At 71.3% G+C, this 17,863-nt stretch carries 11 protein-coding genes, 1 tRNA gene and 1 pseudogene; 9 read left to right on the forward strand and 4 right to left on the reverse strand.

The genetic code is table 11. From position 1 onward, the window contains the following. The first annotated feature begins 54 nt into the window (after positions 1 to 54). The gene (locus ACZ7BZ_RS00315; protein ID WP_380462529.1) at positions 55 to 909 is read left to right on the forward strand and encodes a helix-turn-helix transcriptional regulator; all 855 of its coding nucleotides are present in this window, start codon (positions 55 to 57) and stop codon (positions 907 to 909) included. Between the two features lie 63 nt (positions 910 to 972). Here the strand turns inward: ACZ7BZ_RS00315 and ACZ7BZ_RS00320 are convergent. Next, positions 973 to 1,344, reverse strand: a pseudogene (locus ACZ7BZ_RS00320) (VOC family protein); the annotation flags it as partial. Positions 1,345 to 2,155: 811 nt separating this feature from the next. Here ACZ7BZ_RS00320 and ACZ7BZ_RS00325 point away from each other — a divergent pair. Next, positions 2,156 to 3,919: an ABC transporter ATP-binding protein gene (locus ACZ7BZ_RS00325; RefSeq protein WP_470356365.1), complete on the forward strand. Its 1,764-nt coding sequence runs from the start codon at positions 2,156 to 2,158 to the stop codon at positions 3,917 to 3,919. 339 nt (positions 3,920 to 4,258) lie between these two features. Here ACZ7BZ_RS00325 and ACZ7BZ_RS00330 read toward each other — a convergent pair. Continuing rightward, a tRNA-Met gene (locus ACZ7BZ_RS00330) sits at positions 4,259 to 4,335 on the reverse strand. Positions 4,336 to 4,697: 362 nt separating this feature from the next. Continuing rightward, a complete protein-coding gene (locus ACZ7BZ_RS00335) occupies positions 4,698 to 6,392 on the reverse strand; it encodes a ricin-type beta-trefoil lectin domain protein (protein ID WP_470356366.1) in 1,695 nt (564 codons plus the stop codon). 676 nt (positions 6,393 to 7,068) lie between these two features. Between ACZ7BZ_RS00335 and ACZ7BZ_RS00340 the strand changes: the two genes are divergently transcribed. The 3 genes from ACZ7BZ_RS00340 (at position 7,069) to ACZ7BZ_RS00350 (ending at position 11,538) form a co-directional block, all read left to right on the forward strand. Next, positions 7,069 to 9,162 carry an alpha-galactosidase gene (locus tag ACZ7BZ_RS00340; RefSeq protein WP_470356367.1) on the forward strand — a complete coding sequence of 698 codons (2,094 nt, stop codon included), beginning with the start codon at positions 7,069 to 7,071 and terminating at the stop codon, positions 9,160 to 9,162. Between the two features lie 333 nt (positions 9,163 to 9,495). After that, positions 9,496 to 11,130 (forward strand): PP2C family protein-serine/threonine phosphatase, encoded by a 1,635-nt coding sequence (locus ACZ7BZ_RS00345; RefSeq protein ID WP_470356368.1) that lies wholly within the window; start codon positions 9,496 to 9,498, stop codon positions 11,128 to 11,130. Positions 11,131 to 11,367: 237 nt separating this feature from the next. Further along, positions 11,368 to 11,538, forward strand: coding sequence for a hydrophobic protein (locus ACZ7BZ_RS00350; RefSeq protein WP_380456107.1), 171 nt, complete (start codon positions 11,368 to 11,370; stop codon positions 11,536 to 11,538). A 223-nt stretch (positions 11,539 to 11,761) separates the two neighbouring features. Here ACZ7BZ_RS00350 and ACZ7BZ_RS00355 read toward each other — a convergent pair whose 3' ends face one another. Continuing rightward, entirely contained in the window at positions 11,762 to 12,634 is an 873-nt protein-coding gene (locus ACZ7BZ_RS00355) for a universal stress protein (RefSeq protein ID WP_470356369.1), read from the reverse strand. Positions 12,635 to 12,975: 341 nt separating this feature from the next. Between ACZ7BZ_RS00355 and ACZ7BZ_RS00360 the strand changes: the two genes are divergently transcribed. From ACZ7BZ_RS00360 to ACZ7BZ_RS00375, 4 genes are all read left to right on the forward strand, one after another. Then, positions 12,976 to 13,494, forward strand: a complete 519-nt coding sequence (locus ACZ7BZ_RS00360; RefSeq protein ID WP_470356370.1) for a MarR family winged helix-turn-helix transcriptional regulator — start codon at positions 12,976 to 12,978, stop codon at positions 13,492 to 13,494. Positions 13,495 to 13,650: 156 nt separating this feature from the next. Next, entirely contained in the window at positions 13,651 to 14,115 is a 465-nt protein-coding gene (locus ACZ7BZ_RS00365) for a hypothetical protein (protein WP_470356371.1), read from the forward strand. A 121-nt stretch (positions 14,116 to 14,236) separates the two neighbouring features. Beyond that, the gene (locus ACZ7BZ_RS00370; RefSeq protein WP_470356372.1) at positions 14,237 to 15,088 is read left to right on the forward strand and encodes an NmrA family NAD(P)-binding protein; all 852 of its coding nucleotides are present in this window, start codon (positions 14,237 to 14,239) and stop codon (positions 15,086 to 15,088) included. Positions 15,089 to 15,682: 594 nt separating this feature from the next. After that, on the forward strand, positions 15,683 to 17,599 hold the full coding sequence (locus ACZ7BZ_RS00375) for a putative Ig domain-containing protein (protein WP_470356373.1): 1,917 nt from the start codon (positions 15,683 to 15,685) through the stop codon (positions 17,597 to 17,599). The last annotated feature ends 264 nt before the right edge of the window (positions 17,600 to 17,863 follow it).

Here is a 17,863-nt window from a genome sequence, read left to right on the forward strand (position 1 = left end):
CTGGTACCGGCAGGGCCACCCTCGCGGGCCCGGCCGGGGGCGATACTGGGCCGCATGGACGATCTCGCGGGCTTCCTGCGGACCCGGCGCGCCCGGGTCGATCCGGCGCTGGCCGGCATTCCCACCGACCGCCGCCGCCGGGTCGAAGGGCTGCGCCGCGAGGAGGTCGCGCACCTGTCCGGCGTCAGCGTGGACTATTACGTGCGCCTGGAGCAGGGCCGCGCGACCCAGCCCTCCGAGCAGGTGCTCGACGCGCTCGCCCGCGTCCTCGACCTCGACGAGACCGAACGCGGGCACCTCGGCCGCCTCGCCCGGCAGTGCCGCCGCCGCGCGAAGTCGCCGGGCGGCCGGATCCGGCCGGAGCTGCTGCGCGTCCTCGGCCTGGTCGCCGACGCACCCGCGCTGATCATGAACCACCGTTTGGACGTACTCGCCGGGAACCGCCTCGCCGGGCTCCTCCTCGGCCGCCCGATGCCGGGTCTGAACACCGCCCGGCACATCTTCCTGGAGGAACTCGACGGCGGCCTCTACGCGGAGTGGGAGGCCTGCACCCTCGACGTGGTCGGGCACCTGCGGCTGGCCGCCGGCCAGTACCCCGACGACCCCGGCCTGGCCTCGCTCATCGGCGAACTGGCGATGGGCAGCGAGCGCTTCCGTCACCTCTGGGCCCGCGCGGACGTGCGCGCCCGCACACACGGGCGCAAGGTGTACCGGCACCCGCTGGTCGGACTGCTGGAGCTGCACCAGGAGAACTTCGCCCTGCCCGACGAATCCGGCATCGAACTGCTGGTGCTGTCCGCAGCCCCCGGCAGCCCCGCCGAGGACGGGCTGCGCCTGCTCGCGGGCCTGGGCGCGGACGGTGACGACGCGCATCCCCCGGTGAACGCCCGCACCGGCGGCCGTTCGTGATCGGACATCCTGCCCGCGCCCACCGACGACGGGCCTTCGGCGGGCGCGGGCGGCCGGTGGTCAGCGGGGGCTGAGGAGGCAGAACTCGTTGCCCTCCGGGTCGGCCATGACCGTCCAGGGCACGCCGTCGCCCTGCCCGACGTCGGCGAGCGTCGCGCCGAGGCCCTGCAACCGTGCGACCAACTCCGCCTGGTGCGCGGCCGATTCGGTGGCCAGATCCAGGTGCACCCAGTTCTTCACCGTCTTGGGCTCCGGGCGGGCGACGATGTCGATGCAGACGGCCGCCGGGTCGGGGTAGGCGAAGCCCACGGGTTCGAGGTTGGTCACGCCCGGCCCCTCGCTGTCGACGTCCCATCCGAGCGCCGCCGCCCAGAACCGGCCGAGCGCGGAGTCGTCCCGGGCCTTCATGTTGATCTGCACGAGTCGTGTCGCCATGCCGCAGATCCTGGGGCGGCCGCGGGCCCACCCGGGCAGGTGGTGAGTGAGGGCGCGTCAGCTGACGTCGCAGACGGCGGCGGGTCCGGTCCGGGACAGACGGGCGATGCGGGTGGCGGCCGCGGGCCCGTGACGGACGGTGACGCGGTGGCGCGAGGTCGATGCCGGTCGACCTGAGCACCCGGTCGTCGACCACGTCGACCACGTCGAGGAGATACCGCACCACCGGCACCCCGGAGCGATGGCGGGCAGCCCGGCCCGGCCGAGCGCGCTCACCCCCGTGCAGACACTGGCTACCGCCCCGTTCGGCCGTCCCGCCGACCGCCGCTCCGGCCCGTAGCAGCCTGGGCACGGCCCCGTTCGGCGCCACCGAATCCGAATCACGTTTCGCCTGGTCAGAGCGGGTGAGGCTGCTCCCGGTGCCGTTCTGGGGCTGCGCGCGGCCGGGACGGGGCGATACTGAAGAAGTGGAGCGAATCCGCGTAGCGCGTGGCCCACGGCCCCGCCCGACGGATCCGACCACGGCACGGCAGATCCGACGCCGTTCCCCCGTCAAGTCAACCGACGAGTGCGAGGGCGGAGCGCCGGTGAGACGAGAGAAAGAAGTCAGCAATGAGTTACTTCGACCGTCGCGACCATGACCACGGACGTCGGCGTCGTCGTCGTCACCACCGCCGTAGGCGGTTCGGATTCTGGTGACGGTGGGGCCGATGAGGACTGCGTGGAGTAGTCCGTCATAGCTCAACCAGGGGCCGGCGGCATCGCCGTCGGCCCCTCATCCTGTCCTCCGCATGCCGAACGGGGTGCCGACGTGCACGGTGCAACGTCCTCGGGGGGCCGGGCGGACCCGACCGCTGCCGACCAGGGCCCGGTCGCGGACTCACCCGACATCCCGCTACGCGAGCTCTTCCGCCGCTTCTGGCCGTGGGTCCGCCCGGACGTTCGGTGGCTCCCGTTCAGCGCGGCCCTGCTCGTCCTGGGCGCCTTCGGCGAGGTCGTCTCGGTCTGGCTGTTCAAGGACCTGATCGACGAAGTCCTCGTGCCGCGCCGCTTCGGCGACTTCTGGCTGCTCGCCGGGCTCATGCTGGGCGCGGCCGTCGTCGCCGGGCTGTTCACCTACGCGGGGACGTACACCAGCACCAGGACCGCCGAGCGGTACATGCTCCGGCTGCGCACTGACACCCTCGCCCATCTGCACACCCTGCCGCCCGACACCCTGGAGACCCGCTGGCGCGGTGACCTGGTCGCCCGGCTCACCACCGACATCGCCGCGATCGAGCAGATGGTGGCCACCGGGCTGGTCGAGGGCGCGGTGGCCACCGTCAGCCTGCTGCTGTTCACCGGCGCCGCGTTCTACCTCAGCTGGCCGCTCACGCTGGCCGCACTGGTGGTCGCACCCCTGTTCATCCTCGCCACCACCCTGTTCGGGAGGGGCATCCGCCGCCGGGAGCGGCAGGTCCAGCGCCGTGCCGGCGGTGTCACCGCGCTGCTGGAGGAGACGCTGCGCAATGCCGTCGTCACCCGGACCTACGGCCAGGAGGGCCGCGAGGTCGAACGGATCGACCGGGAGGGCCGGGCGCTCCTCAACGCCGAGCTCTCCGCCGCCCGGGTGGCCGACCTCTACCAGCCCTTCATCGGGGTGCTGCAGCTGCTCGCGGGACTGGTCGTGGTGGGCGTCGGGGCCTTCGAGGTCATCCACGGCCAACTGAGCCTCGGCGGCCTGCTTGCGTTCGCGGCCTTCATGGCCCAGCTCTTCGAACCCGCTCAGCAACTGGCCGGGCTCGTCCCCCTGGCAGGCGTAGCCTGCGCCTCCGGCGAACGCCTCCTGGAACTGCACGACCTGACCAGCCCCGTACGGGAACGCGACGGCGCCCGGGACACCGGGCCGGTGCGCGGCCGGATCACCTGCGAGGACGTCCGTGCAGCCTACCCGGGCGCCTCCGGGGCCCCGGTGCTGGCCGGCCTGGACCTCGACCTCCGCCCCGGCGGGACGCTCGCCGTGGTCGGCCCGAGCGGCAGCGGGAAGTCCACGCTCGCCAAACTGCTGGTCCGCTTCCTCGACCCGGAGAGCGGAACCGTCCGCCTCGACGGCCAGGACATCCGGGAGCTCACCCTCGCCTCCCTGCGCCAGGCCGTCACCCTGCTGCCCCAGCAGGCACCGCTGTTCCACGCCTCCATCGCCGACAACATCGCCTACGGCCGCGCCGCCGCCGCCCTGCCGGACGAGATCGAGCGCGCGGCCCGGAACGCCGGCGCCCATGACTTCATCACCGCACTCCCGGACGGCTACCGCACGGTCATCGGCGACGACGGTTTCCAGCTCTCCGGGGGGCAGGCCCAGCGCGTCGCCATCGCCCGGGCCTTCCTGCGCGACACCCCGGTCCTCGTCCTGGACGAACCCACCACCGGACTCGACCCGCACACCGTCGAACAGCTCGTCCCCCCGCTGCGCCGCCTGATGGCCGGCCGCACGATCATCCTGATCACCCACGACCAGGCCCTGCTACCCCTCGCCGACGACGTGCTCAACCTCGGCCCGACCCCGGCAGCAGTCGCCGCCACCCACCCGGGGTGACGCCGAACCGCGGTGGGGGAGTCGCTCAGTGCCGCGCCCCCTCGATGAGGTCCGCCGCCTGCGATGCTGCGCGGCTTCTCGCAGATCTCCTCGGGGTTCCCGTCGGGCTGTGCGAGTCAGGGCCGGCAGTCCTCGTCCACGACGACCAGCCGCCAGAGGCTGACGCGCTCGGCGAGCACCGTCGTCGGTGCGGCCTGGCAGGTTCGCGGCACTGCCGAGGACTTCGCCCAGCCGGTCCAGGTTCTCCGTGGGCTCCCGTTGGTGGCGCAGCCTCGTCGGCCGCGACGCGCGAGCACAAAGCCGGGCCCGGCGCGCACTGCGCACCGGGCCCGGCCTTGGTGGTAGCGGGGACAGGATTTGAACCTGCGACCTCTGGGTTATGAGCCCAGCGAGCTACCGAGCTGCTCCACCCCGCGTCGATGAGGGAGACTGTACGCCATCCACGGCCACGACGCGAAATGCATGCGTCCGGTGCCAGGCAACCCGCGACCGGCTCCTGATCCACGTCCGCCCCAACTCGGTCTGGACGCACCGCACGCGTGCGCGAACGCGGTCGGCGCGGCGCCGACGGCGATGGCGAGTACGGCGGTTGCGGCGAGGACGGACGCCGCGAGGGGGCGGTCGGACAAGAACGGAACCGATTGTGCCGAACATCCCGTCGCCTCTGCGACCGGCGTCGAGGCCGGGGGCCGGAGCACCGGGGCCACCGCGAGCGCGTCGACGCCGGTGGGACCTCCGCCCGGGGTGACCTGCCCCGGGCAGAGATGCCGTGCTCCGGTCAGACCGGGAGCGACCAGTACTGGTTGGCCTGATGGTTGCCGCAGGTCCAGAGCTCCAGCTTGGTGCCGGAGGCGGTGCTGCCACCCGTCACGTCCAGGCAGAGGCCGGAGCCGGTCAGCGTGCCGTCCGGTGTGGGGGCCCACTGCTGGAGAACGCCGCCGGTGCAGGTGCTGAGCACAATCCCGCTTCCGACCGAACTCCCCTTGGCGGTCAGGCACTTGCCGAGGCTCCGAACGGTGCCGTCGGCGTTCCTGGTCCAGCGCTGGTTGGCGTTGCCGGTGCAGTCGTAGAGGATCACCGGGTTGCCGTCCGCGGTGCCGCCGGCGGAGTCGTCCATGCACTTTGCGCCGTCGCCGGTGAACTGCCCGGTCGGGACGGCCGTGCCGCAGCCGCTGCCGGGCGTGAGCCGCCAGACGGCGGTGCCGTGCGCCGGGACGGTCTGGCTCAGGACGGACGACGAGGCGGATGCCGTTCCGGTCCAGAGGTCCTTCGCCGCGACGGAGCAGCCGGGCAGTCCGACGGCGCCCAGCGGGACGCTGATCGTCTGGACGCTGTTCGAGCGGTTCAGCACCGCCACCGCGCGGTCCCCGTTCGCGAGCGGCCGGGCCAGGACGTCGGCGGAGGACGTACTGGACACCACGCCGGCCTGTCGGCCCGACGGGTCCTGGTCGATGGCGATGAGGTCGGAGTTGCCGAGCGCGCGCAGCCCCGCGGGGGAGAGCTGGGAGACGTCGGAGGAGAGGATCATCGGGGCGGCCATCATCGACCACAGGGCGACCTGGCTGCGCGCCTCGTCGTCGGTCAGGCCCTTGTCGCCGGCGATCAGGAAGTCGGGGTCGTTCCAGTTGCCGGGTGAGGAGAAGGAGCCGATCCAGCGGTTGTAGCCGTAGTTGCCGAGCACGCTGGACCAGCGGCTCGCGTCGGGGTGGGCGGCATCGTAGGTCGCGATGTCGTAGCCCTCGCGCCAGAGTTGGCCGTCCTGGCCGACCCAGGACAGCACGTCGTACCAGCTCTGGTTGCCCCACTCGCCGCCCTGGAAGTAGGCGGGCGCGGACTCGGAGAACACGATGTCCCGGCCGGAGTCGCGGAGTGCGCCGGCCTGGGCGTCGTAGGCCTGGTGGTAGGCCTGCTCCTGGGTCTGGGCGGGGGCGGTGTAGAGGTTGCAGCCGTCCAGCTTCAGGTAGTCGACGCTCCAGGTGGCGAAGGTGGCGGCGTCCTGCGCGAAGTGGTCCGGCTCGCCGTGGCGGCCGATGCCGCTGCCGGGGTAGCCGCCGCAGGTGGTGGAGCCGGCGTCCTCGTAGATGCCGAACTTCAGCCCGCGGGCGTGCAGGTAGGAGCCGAGCCAGGCCATGCCGTGCGGGAACTTGGCCGGGTCGGCGGTCAGATTGCCGCTGGCGTCCCGAGCGGTGGACATCCAGCAGTCGTCCACGGTGACGGTGTTGTAGCCCTTGGCGGCGAGGCCGGTGGAGACCAGGGCGTCGGCGTTGGCGGTGACGACCTGTTCGCCGACGGCGCACTGGTAGTGGGCCCAGTCGTTCCAGCCCATCGGCGGGGTGACGGCGAGCGGCTTGCCGTCACCCGACGTCGCGGTGGGTGAGGCGTGCGCCGTGGTGGATGCCAGTGAGAGCGTGAGTAACGCGGCTGACAGTGCGCCGGCCGCTAGTCGGCGCCGGGACGTGCGGAAGAGTGGCACGGTGGACTCCTTGCGTCGGGATGCTGAGGAGCAGTGCGCACCCAAGTGCACTGGGGCTGCGCAGTTATGTCAAGAAGTCTGAAAAAACTTCAACTTTGAGCATGATCGGTGCAGTTGCACGTCACCGCCAAAGTCGCACGGTCGTGAACATGGAGATCAATGAGGCCGGTGAAGGCGGCGTAAGCGGCCAGGCGCCGGCCGGAGCGAGTCGGTCTGTCGCAGTCAGGCGATCACCTTCGATCACGCGGCCGTGCGAACCAGCTGCGCAGATATGAGCAGTACTGCTTGCGGGCGGTCGCGCTCGCATCTGCCGGGCGGTGACCGTCCGTCCCGCGGTTGCGTTGCGATGGTGGAGGGTCGTGGAGGCGACATCAGCCATCATGGCGTGTGGGTTTTTGTGTTTAGTCTTGTGGGGTTCTGATTGGTGAAATATCATATGGCATCACCTTCGGAGCCGGGCGGCCCAGCGATCCGCCCTGTCAACACCCCACCGACGGTGACTGTCTGACGTGCTGTCGTGATGTTCTCCCAGCGCGGCGCCTGCGGGTGCCCGCTCGTGTTCACGACCGCGTCCAGGCGCGTCAGAACTCAGAGCCGCCCCCCACCAGCCGTGGCCAGGCCCCGCCCCTTCGGGTGGATGCGGACCTGGCGCACCCAGTCCTCGGGAAGCCCCCACATGCGCACATCGCCACATCGCGTCGTCGGCCTGCTGGCCGCCATGGTGCTCGCCGCCTCCGGCCTCGGTGCCACCACCCTCGTCACCGCCGCTCCGGCCGCCGCCCTGGGTAACGGCAACGCCCTGACCCCGCCCATGGGTTGGAACTCCTGGAACAGCTTCGGCGCCTCCATCAACGAGACCGAGGTCAAGCAGACCATCGACTTCATGTCGGCCAACGGCCTGGTGCAGGCGGGCTACAACACCGTCACGATCGACGACGGCTGGTCGATGCGTCACCGGGACGGCCAGACCACGGACTTCGTGAAGAACGCCGACAACGGGATGCAGCTGTACGACAGCTACGGCAACCCGGTCTCCGGCACCGATGGCAGCGGCAACGACCCGACCAGCGGCCACCTCGTCCCGGACCCCGGCTCGTTCCCCTCGCAGACCGTCAACGGCCAGACCATGAACGGCATCCAGTACCTGGCCTGGTATGCGCACAGCAAGGGCATGAAGTTCGGTCTGTACGCAACGGATACCTACACCACCTGCCAGGGCCACCCCGGCAGCCTGGGCCACGAGTCCATCGATGCCACCGACTTCGTCTCCTGGGGCGTCGACTACGTCAAGTACGACGACTGCCCCTACGGGCCGACGATCACCATCAACAACTACAGCTACTACCCGCAGGGCGAGGGCAAGGAGCTCACCCGGTCCATCTACGCCCGGACGCAGACCTTCCAGCACGCCCTGGACGCGGCCACCGCCGCCGCAGGCCGGCCGAAGGTCACCCTCAGCCTGTCCGCGCAGCCCGCGCACACCGGCATCCCCTCGCTGCTGAACGCCGACGACCCGGCCCGCACCGACCCGCTGATCGCGGCCGCCGGCACCCTGCCGAACCATGCGCCCGGGTACTACCCCACCGGCGTGTGGTGCGGACAGGTCGCCAACCTGTGCCGGATCGGCGGCGACCGGGACAGTGAGCTGGACGGCGTCCTCTACAACGGCCAGTTGCAGACCGCCCTGCAGTATCCGGGCAACGTCCACCCCGGCAGCTGGAACGACATGGACATGATGTTCGCCGGCTGGCAGGACACCAACGGCATCTGGGGCGTCACCGACACCAACAAGGGCAACAAGCCGTTCACCGACGACGAGTCGCGCACCGAGCTGTCCATCCTGTCGATGATGGCCGCCCCGCTGATCGCCGGCGCCGACCTGCGCACCACCGCCGACTCGCAGCGCACCTCGAACGGCTACACCTGGTCCACCGGCATCAGCGCCTCCGCCCTGGGGCTGCTGAAGAACCCGGACATGATCGCCATCGACCAGGACAGCCTGGCCAAGCCCGCCACCCTGGTCGGCAACCCGCCCGCCTCCCCGACGGCCCCCGTCATCCTCAAGCGCCAACTCGCCAACGGTGACCTGGCCGTGGCGCTGATCAACCAGGACCCGAACAACTGGGCGATGCCCAGCGCCAGCTTCGCGGACCTCGGCCTCACCGGCTCCAGCTACTCCTACCGGGACCTGTGGACCGGCGCCACCGGCACCACCACGGGCACGATCGGCGGCAACTGGATCCCCGCGCACGGCGTCACGCTCTACCGCATCGCCGGCGGAAGCATCGGCATGGGCGGCGGTGCCGGCACCGGTACCGGCACGGGCATCGTCGGTGACGGCAAGTACCACGCGATCAGCGCGGGCGGCACCGGCGGCCGGGCACTCGAAGTCCAGGGCGGCTGCTACGCCGTCACCGGTGCCAACTCCGACATCAACGCCTACCAGAGCGGCGACGCCGCCCAGCAGTGGCTGTTCACGCCCAACGCGGACGGCACGGTGACGATCAGCGACAACTGCTACACCGCTGCCCAGACGCACACCGTACTGGCCGGCGGCAGCGGGGTCGGCAGCGCCTACCTGCTCAACCCTTCGCCCAACAACCCCTGGCAGAAGTGGAAGGTCGTCCAGAACGGCTCCGGCGTGCTGACCATCACCAACGTCGGCAACGGCCTGGTCCTGGACGTCGCCGGCACCACCGCAGGCTCGACCGGGATGACCAACCCGGCCAACCCGGCTGCGGCCGGCCAGAGTTGGACGGCCCTGTCCTGAATCCCGGCCGCTGAACCCCGGTCCCGCCCCGAACCACCGCCGGTGCCCCGCACGCTTCGACAGCGTGCGGGGCACCGGCCAAGCCCGGGCCCGTGGGCTGCTGTCGGGAGATCCCTGTCAGTGCGGGACCGGACCGCAGGAGCGGGTCCGGCTCGGGCGCCTGCGGGGCTTGTGCCGCAGAGGCGTCTGCGGGGACTCGGGGTCGGCAGTGCCATCCCTGCGGATGCATCCGAGTACGATGCGGCGCCTTTCGGACCGGCCGCTCTGGTGGGAGCGGGGGGACGAACAACGGGAACTGGCTGTCGCGCGGAGCCTACGTGGCATGCTCGTCCCATGGATGTCGACGCCGAGCACGAGGTCACGCGGACCGGGGGACCCGATTACGGTGGTGTTTTCTCCTCGCGCCGGTACCTGGCCCGCCAGCAGCCACCCGCCCTGAACCCGGTCGCCGAGCCGGCGGTGTCCGCGGTTCAGGAGGTCCTGGCCGGGGTCCCGGGATCGGTGACCTTCCTCCAGCCGGTCCTCGGCCCGGAGGGAGAGGTCACAGATCTGCGCTTCGCGGCGGCCTCGCCCGGGGCGGTGGACATCGGGGGCCGGCGGGGCCGGGACCTGATCGGGCTCAGCGTCCTCCAGACGTATCCCGGGGCGGCGGGCAGTGAGCTGTGGCTCGGCTACCTGAAGGTCCTGGAGACTGGTGAGTGCTATGAGGGCGAGCTGGAGTACGAGGAGGTCGCGGCCGGCATCCCGCACCGCTCGCGTTACGGGGTGCGGGCGGTGCCGTGCCAAAGCGGGCTGATCGTCTCTTGGACCCGCCTGGACACGGGTGAGCGTGAGCAGCGCCGTCTGGCGGTCATGCAGCGCCTGGCGGGCATGGGCTGGGCGGACTGGGACCTGGTTCGCAACGTGGTCACCTGGTCCGAGGCGGTTTACACGATCTTCGACCGTGACCCGGTCCAGGGCCCGATGACTCTGGAGGAACTGCCCTCCCACGTCCCCTCCGAGGACCTTCCGGCCCTCGGAAGGGCTGTCCATCAGCTGCTGGGCGATGGTCAGCCGATCGATCACACGTTCCGGATCACCACTCCGGGCGGACAGGTTCGGCACGTGCGGATCGTCGCGGAAGCCGAACTCGACGCGCACGCCGACCCGGTCGAAGTCCACGGCTTCTTCCAGAACCTGACCGCAGCCAAGCACGCGGAACAGCAGCTCCGCCATCACCAGCAGGAGGCGCTCGCCCAGCAGAGCCAGCTGGCCGCCGAACGCCGGCTGGCCGCCCGTCTCCAGGACACTCTCCTTCCGGTGTCCCGCCAGACCCGGATCTTGGCGGGCCTGACCGTCGACGTCGCCTACCAGCCCGTGCAGGAAGGTCTCAGCCTCGGCGGCGACTGGTACAGCGCCATCGAACTGCCCGACGGTGACGCGCTGTTCGTCGTCGGCGACGTCGCGGGCCACGGGCTCGACGCAGTGGCCACCATGGCGCTGCTGCGCTTCACCGGCAAGGGCATGGCCATTACCGGCACGCCGCTGCCCGCCATCCTGGCCCGCCTCAACACCCTGCTGCTGCACACACCGGACCAGGGCTTCGAGACCGCGACCATGATCATGGCCCGCTACGACCCGGTCGCTTCCCGGCTGACCTGGGTCCGAGCCGGCCACCTGCCCCCGCTGCTGGTGCGCGGGGGCCGAGCCCGCTTCCTGCCGGCCCCCGAGGGTACGCTGCTGGGAGCCACCACGGAGGCGCACTACGAGGCGTCCACCCTCGACCTGCTGCCCGGGGACCACCTGTTCCTCTACACGGACGGGCTGGTCGAGACCCCGGGCCAGACCCTGGACGAGGGGCTGGCCCGTCTGGCGCGCACCGCCTTGGTCCACGTGGGCGATCCGCGCTGCGTGGACGCGCTCACGCGGGCGCTCGTCGGACCACAGGCGCGCCGCGACGACATCTGCGCCCTGCACATGGCCCGCTGAGCGGGGGCGGGTCGCTCGTCCTGCCCATGGTGATCGGTGGCGCCGAATTGGAGCCGCTTGCCGGACCGGGCCGGTGTCCAGGCGCGCACCCCCAACGGCACCACGGCGTCAGCACACAGGTCCTGGCGCCGAACGCCGCGGGCACCGCTCCTGTGCTCTGAACGTGCATGGGGAGGGCGGTGCGGGGCAGACGAGTCCACACGAAGGACGTTCGACCGACCAAGGAGGTTGCTGACGATGGTTCCCCTTCTGCTCGTGCTCCTGCTGGCCCTGATCCTGTTCGGTGTGGGTTTTGCACTGAAGGCCCTGTGGTGGGTGGCCGTGGTGGTGTTGGTGGTCTGGCTGCTCGGGTTCGTCGTGCGCGGCACCAGCAGTGCGGGCAGCCGAGGCCGCTGGTACCGCTGGTAGCACCGCAGCCCGCGGCCGCCCGCGTGGTTCCGAGGAGGTGCGGGATGATCCTGGTCCTCGAACTGGCCACGGCCACCGCCGAACACCTCGCACCCCGCCTGGCCGCCGCGCACGCGGTCCTCTTCGCCGACACCACCGGTCCCGGCGAGAGAGACCGGGCAGACGTCGCAGCCGTCCTCACCGCCCTGCTCGCCGTCGTCCCGCCACGGCTCCCTGCGGCGCGTCAGTCGTGCGGGACGACGGCGACCGGCGCCTGGGCGTGGTGGATCACCGCATGGGCGACCGGACCGAGCCGCGTACCGAGGTGGTGGCGGCGCCGCCGGCGGCCGACCACGACCAGTCCGGCACTGCCGGAGGCGTCCACCACCGCGCCGGCGCCGCTGCCGATCCGGCTGTCCTCGACCACCTGCACCCCGGCGTACTTCTCCCGCCACGGGTCGAGCGCCTGGCTGAGCAACCCGGCCTCGACAATGCGGAACTGCTCGGTCTCGACCAGCGGCGCCGTCCACCCCGCGTAGCCCCAGACCGCCGGCGGGGTCCAGCCGTGAACGGCGCGCAGCGCGGTTCCGCGTTCCGCGGCCTCCCGGAAGGCGAAGTCGATGACCTCGTCCGCCGGGGCGCGGGTGTCGAGGCCGACGACCACCTCGGCTCCGTCGGCGGCGCCCACCTGATTCGACTGCGCGGACCGGACCAGGACGACGGGCACGTCGCACCGTGCCGCGGCGTTCAGACCGACTGATCCCACCGTCAGACCCTCGAAGCCGCCAAGGCCCAGGGATCCGACGGCGAGCAGTTCGGAGCGGGCCGCGGCGGCGAGCAGGGACGCGGCCGGCTCGTGGCCGGCCAGCAGTTCGGTGTGCACCTCCAGGCCCGGGTGAGCCGAGCACACCTGTTCCGCCGCGTGGGCGAGCATGCGCTCGGTCAGGGCGCGTACCTCCGCCGGCTGGTCGGGATCGGCGTGGACGTCGTCCTGCCAGGTCCAGGCGTGGGCCAGGCGCAGGGCGAGGCTGCGCCGCACCGCCTCGTCGGCCGCCCACTGCGCTGCCGCGGTGCTCTCGGCCGAGCCGTCGATTCCGGCCAGAACGAACTTGCTCATGGCTGTGCCCTGCTTCCGTTCCTCGGGACCGCCCCGGGCACAACCACCCGGGGCCGGGGAACCAGCCTGGCCGAATGCGGTCCCGCCGCTCCAGGGCCGCCCGGGTCCGTCGGCCGGGCCGAAGGTCCCGGGTGCGCGAAGGCGCGCACCCGGAACGTCCGGGTGCGCGCCTCGGGTCCGGCCGCGGTGCTGCCGGTCAGCTGACCGCGGTCCTCAGGGCCCGGGCAGACCCACGCCGAGATCGAGCGGGGCAATGGTCCAGAAGTAGCCGGACCCCGCCTGGTCCGCCTGAGCCTCATGGCGTCTTGACGCCCCAGGTCGTTAGCTGCCATATTATGTGTATGGCAAAGGGTGGAGTCGACGGCGAGCAGCCCACGCTGGAGCAGGCCGAGTGGCAGCTGCGGCACTACGGCCTGGAGGTGGATCCGCAGGCCGTGCTGGTCGCGGTGCGGCTGATCTCCGCGGGTGCCAGGGTCGGGCGGGCGGCCGAGGCCCACTTCGCCAGGTTCGGGTTGTCGACGGGCCGCTACCGGCTGCTCGCGGACCTCGAAGGCCATGGGGGGGAGAAGTCCCCCTCGCAACTGGCGGCCGACCTCGATGTCTCCAGGGCCACGGTCACCGGCCTGCTGGACGGCCTGGAGCGCGAGGGCCTGATTGCCAGGCGTCCGTCCATCGAGGACGGTCGCGGCACGGTCGCGGTCCTGACCGCGCGCGGTGCGCAGCGCCTGCGGGACATGGCGCCCGAGCATTTCGGGCGACTGGAGGCGATGGTGGGGGGGCTCACCGTCGAGGAGCGAACCGTGTTCCTGGACCTTCTCGCCCGTGTCGTGCGCGACAGTTCGGCCCTGACCGCCGACTGACCCGGCCGGCGGCCGGCCCGGGCTCTCATCCCGTGGATGGGAGCCCTTCTCGCGGAGCAGTAATTAGCCAGCTAATTATCTGCTCTTCAAGGGCCCGTCGGCAGCCTGGCAGAACCCTTTCGCCTTCCGGAATTCCCACGAGATGAAGAGGTCAAGATGGCTGCAACGAAGGACAGAACCGGCCCGAGCCCGGCGGCCGCCCCGCAGTTCACGCTGTGGCGCGAGGTGTTGACCGCCTACGCCGCCCCCGCCCTGATGGCGGGTACCGCGGGAGTCGTCACCGGACAGGCGGACCTGACAGTGGCGGCCTGCACCTCCATCGCCGGCACATCCGCGGTGATGGCGTACCTGGTCGGTACCTGGCTGCGGCACGGCGGGCAGCCACGACGCTGGACCACGACCCTGCCGCGGTTCGTCCTGACCGCGCTGCTCGTCATCGTGACCGCCGGTGCGGCGGCGGCGCTGGGATGGTTCGCCGCCGAGTGGCTGCCGGCCCGTACCCCGGTCCACGCTGCGCCCTGGCTGCGGCGACTGCGCATCGACCTGCCCGTCTCCGCCGTCCTCGCCACCACCATCGTCACCCTGCGCTGGCGCGCCGGCGTCGCGAAAGCCCGGCCGTGAGCCCGGCCGTGACCGGCACCGCGGTCCGGCCACCGGCGCCCGGACGCACCGAACCCACCCTTGCGGCACCGGCTGCCGCGGACGACACCAAGCACCGAGGAGAAACCCGATGATCGTTGTCATGGGAGCGACCGGAACCACCGGGACCGCCCTGCTCCACAGCCTCCGCGCACTCGACGTACCCGTCCGTGCCCTCACCCGCACCCCGCACCGACCGCTCCCCGGCACCACCGGCCCGCACGACCGGCTCGTCGAGGTCCGGTACGCCGACGCCGGCGACCCGGACTCGCTGCGCACCGCCTTCGCGGGCGCCGACCAGCTCTTCCTCGCCATGGCCAACAGCCCCGCACAGGTCGAACTCGAAACCCGCGTCATCGACATCGCCGCCCACAGCGGTATCGGACACGTCGTCAAGCTCTCCGCCCCCGCGGCCGAGCCCACGTCGCCCGTCGCGATATCCCGGGGGCACCACGCCGTCGAAGAACACCTGCGGGCCTCCGGGCTCACCGGCACCGTCCTGCGTCCCTACGCGTTCATGCAGAACCTGCTGCGCCTCGCGCCCACCGTGGCCCAGGGGCTCGTCCTCGGTGCCATGAGGGACGCGCGCTGCAACTACGTCGACTGCCGCGACGTCGGCGATGTCGCGGCCGCAGTGCTCACCCGGAGCCACCTCGCGGGCGGTACGTACGCGCTGACCGGCCCGGAAGCCGTCTCCCACCCCGATCTCGCCGCCCGGCTCACCGAACTGACCGGCCGTCGGATCACGTACGTCGACCTCGCCCCGGACGAGCTGCGCGACACCCTCGTCCGCCAGGCCGGCATGCCTGCCTGGCTCGCCGACCACGTCGTGGAGATCCAGCAACTCGCCATCGAACGACCCGAGTTCCCCACCAGCACCGTCGCCGACGTCCTCGGCCGGCCGCCCCGTACGCTCGACGCCTTCCTGGACGGACATCGCGCCCACTTCCGGTGATCCATCCTGCTTCCGGTTACGGGCGCGGGTTTGACCGACGGCCTCGGCGAAGCCCTTGCGTTCCTGTTGGCGCAGCCGGCCCTCGGTGTTGGATCCAGGGGAGTGGGCGACGCCGTCTGACGCCAGGTCCGATGGTGATGTAACCGTCGAGCCGGGTGCTGCCGATCGCTCGGGCCTTTTGTGACCCGGGCTGCGTGCTGTTCCGGACATTCCGAAATGACGGACGCGAGAGTGTCCCGTTGCTGACTTCTCGTCAGATTCTTTCCTTCGCAGAGGTTTCGGTGGCGCGCACATCCTTCTTTTGCGTTATCCGTTGACTGCGGCCCGTCACCGCTGCTTTTCTTCCGTTCACGCCCCCGCCGGAGCCTCCGCAGGCCGGCCACCGGGCCTGGTTTCCGCTGCTCCACCCGCACCGCAGCTCTGCCGCTGACACGGCGTCGGTCGACGTCCGTCAGCCCCCACGGCACTGCCGGCAAGCACGGGCCACTCCACCGTTACGCCTCGCGCCCGCGTCCTCGCCGGCACCCGCCCTGCCACGAGCCGTCATCCGGGCCGACCGGCACCGGAGCCGGCATGAGAGAGGAATCCCCACCCATGGGCATCCCCCACGTTCGTGCGCTCAGACGAGCGGCCCTGGCCGCCGTCGCGTCGCTCTCCCTCGTCACCGCCGCCCTGATCACCGGCGGTGCCGCCCGGGCGGCGGACGAGTCGGCGTCGTCGCAGAACGGCTCCGTGACCAACCCGTACAGCCCCGCCTACCAGCACCCGTACCGACACGGCGTCATGCCGACCATCGCGCAGAACGAGAAGATGAAGCAGTGGGCCTCCACCCACCAGGAGCCCAGCGCCGGCGCGGCCACCGGACCGCAGACCCTCTCCTACGGCGGAGGGATCGACGGGATCGGCGTGCAGAGCGGCCACTCCAAGGTCTACCTGGTCTTCTACGGCAACCAGTGGGGCACGCAGACCGCGGACGCCAACGGCAACGCCAAGTTCTCGGGCGACTCCGCCGGGGCGGCGGGCGCCGCCCAGCAGATGTTCAAGGGCATCGGCACCGGCAACGAGCTGTGGTCCGCGGACCTGACGCAGTGGTGTGACGGGCCGAACGTGGCCGCCGGGGCCACCAGTTGCCCCTCCAACGCGAACTTCGTCCCGTACCAGAGCGGTGGCGTGCTCGCCGGCGTGTGGTACGACAACGCGGCGGCGTCGCCGAGCGCGGCCACCGGGCACCAGCTGGGCCAGGAAGCCGTCAACGCCGCGGCGCACTTCGGCAACACCACGGCGGCGTCCAACCGGGACGCCTACTACGTGATCCTGTCGCCGCACGGCACCAACCCGGACAACTACCAGAACCAGTACTGCGCGTGGCACGACTACAACGGTGACACCACTCTGACCGGCGGCGCGGTCAACTCCCCGTACGGCGACGTCGCGTTCAGCAACCAGCCGTACAACATCGACTCCGGCGCCGGCTGCGGCGTGGGCTTCGTCAACTCGCCCGGTACGCTGGACGGCTTCACGATGACCCTCGGCCACGAGTGGCACGAGATGATGTCCGACCAGAACCCGGCCGGCGGCTGGACCAACCACGTGTCCGGCAGCTCGTACAACGGTCAGGAGAACTCCGACGAGTGCGCCTGGCTGTCCCCGGGCACCGCGGGCGGCGCGGCCAACATCACCTTCGGCAGCTTCGGTACCTGGGCCGAGCAGGCCAGCTGGTCCAACGACACCAACTCCTGCGCGATCTCCCACCCGATCGTGGGCGGCGGCTCGACGGGCAACACGGTGAGCGTCACCAATCCCGGCAACCAGACCACCGCGCAGGGCGCCTCGGTCAGCCTGCAGGTCCAGGCCAGTGACTCGGCCTCCGGCCAGAGCTTCACCTACTCGGCCACCGGCCTGCCGACCGGCCTCTCCATCAACTCGGCGACCGGCCTGATCACCGGCACCGCGACGGCGGCCGGCAGCTACAACGTGACCGCCACCGCCAAGGACACCACCGGCGCCACCGGCTCCACCAGCTTCGGCTGGACGGTCAACGGCACCGGAGGCTCCTGCACTCCGGCCCAGCTGCTCGGCAACCCCGGCTTCGAGACCGGCTCCGCCGCGCCGTGGACCGCGACCAGCGGCGTCATCGACAACTCGGCGTCCGAGCCCGCCCACAGCGGTTCCTGGAAGGCCTGGCTGGACGGCTACGGCACCTCGCACACCGACAGCCTCGCGCAGACCGTCACCGTCCCGTCGGGCTGCAAGGCAACCCTGAGCTACTGGCTGCACATCGACACGGCCGAGACCACCACCACCGCCCAGTACGACAAGCTCACCGTGACCGTCAACGGCACCACGGTGGCCACGTACTCCAACCTCGACCACAACACCGGCTACGCCCAGAAGACGGTCGACCTGTCGGCCTACGCCGGTCAGAGCGTCGCGCTGAAGTTCACCGGGGTGGAGGACTCCTCCCTCCAGACCAGCTTCGTGATCGACGACACCGCGATCCAGACCAGCTGACCCCTGGCCCGTCCGAACGTTCGGCCCGGCGGCTCCTTGCCGCCGGGCCCACCCATTGGTCGGTGATGTCGCCGTCGTCGGTGTTGATCGGAGTGAAGAGCTTGGTGGTCCGGATCTGGTCGGTCCAGCCCGGCGCCGGCCCGATCGGGGCAGGTCGCGGCCCGGAACGCCCGGGCGCCCTCGCGAACGCCGAGGTTCGGTGCATCCTCGACATCGCCCGGACCGCGCGACTAGGCTCACGCGCAGGCAAGCTATTCAATTTGT

It is taken from the genome of Kitasatospora sp. NPDC036934, from assembly GCF_055608425.1.

Coding starts and splice junctions, on each gene's coding strand:
- ACZ7BZ_RS00360 (WP_470356370.1), top strand. CDS start 12,976: ATGGCAAAGGGTGGAGTCGACGGCGAGCAGCCCACGCTGGAGCAGGCC.
- ACZ7BZ_RS00350 (WP_380456107.1), top strand. CDS start 11,368: ATGGTTCCCCTTCTGCTCGTGCTCCTGCTGGCCCTGATCCTGTTCGGT.
- ACZ7BZ_RS00365 (WP_470356371.1), top strand. CDS start 13,651: ATGGCTGCAACGAAGGACAGAACCGGCCCGAGCCCGGCGGCCGCCCCG.
- ACZ7BZ_RS00345 (WP_470356368.1), top strand. CDS start 9,496: ATGGATGTCGACGCCGAGCACGAGGTCACGCGGACCGGGGGACCCGAT.
- ACZ7BZ_RS00355 (WP_470356369.1), bottom strand. CDS start 12,634: ATGAGCAAGTTCGTTCTGGCCGGAATCGACGGCTCGGCCGAGAGCACC.
- ACZ7BZ_RS00315 (WP_380462529.1), top strand. CDS start 55: ATGGACGATCTCGCGGGCTTCCTGCGGACCCGGCGCGCCCGGGTCGAT.
- ACZ7BZ_RS00340 (WP_470356367.1), top strand. CDS start 7,069: ATGCGCACATCGCCACATCGCGTCGTCGGCCTGCTGGCCGCCATGGTG.
- ACZ7BZ_RS00370 (WP_470356372.1), top strand. CDS start 14,237: ATGGGAGCGACCGGAACCACCGGGACCGCCCTGCTCCACAGCCTCCGC.
- ACZ7BZ_RS00375 (WP_470356373.1), top strand. CDS start 15,683: ATGGGCATCCCCCACGTTCGTGCGCTCAGACGAGCGGCCCTGGCCGCC.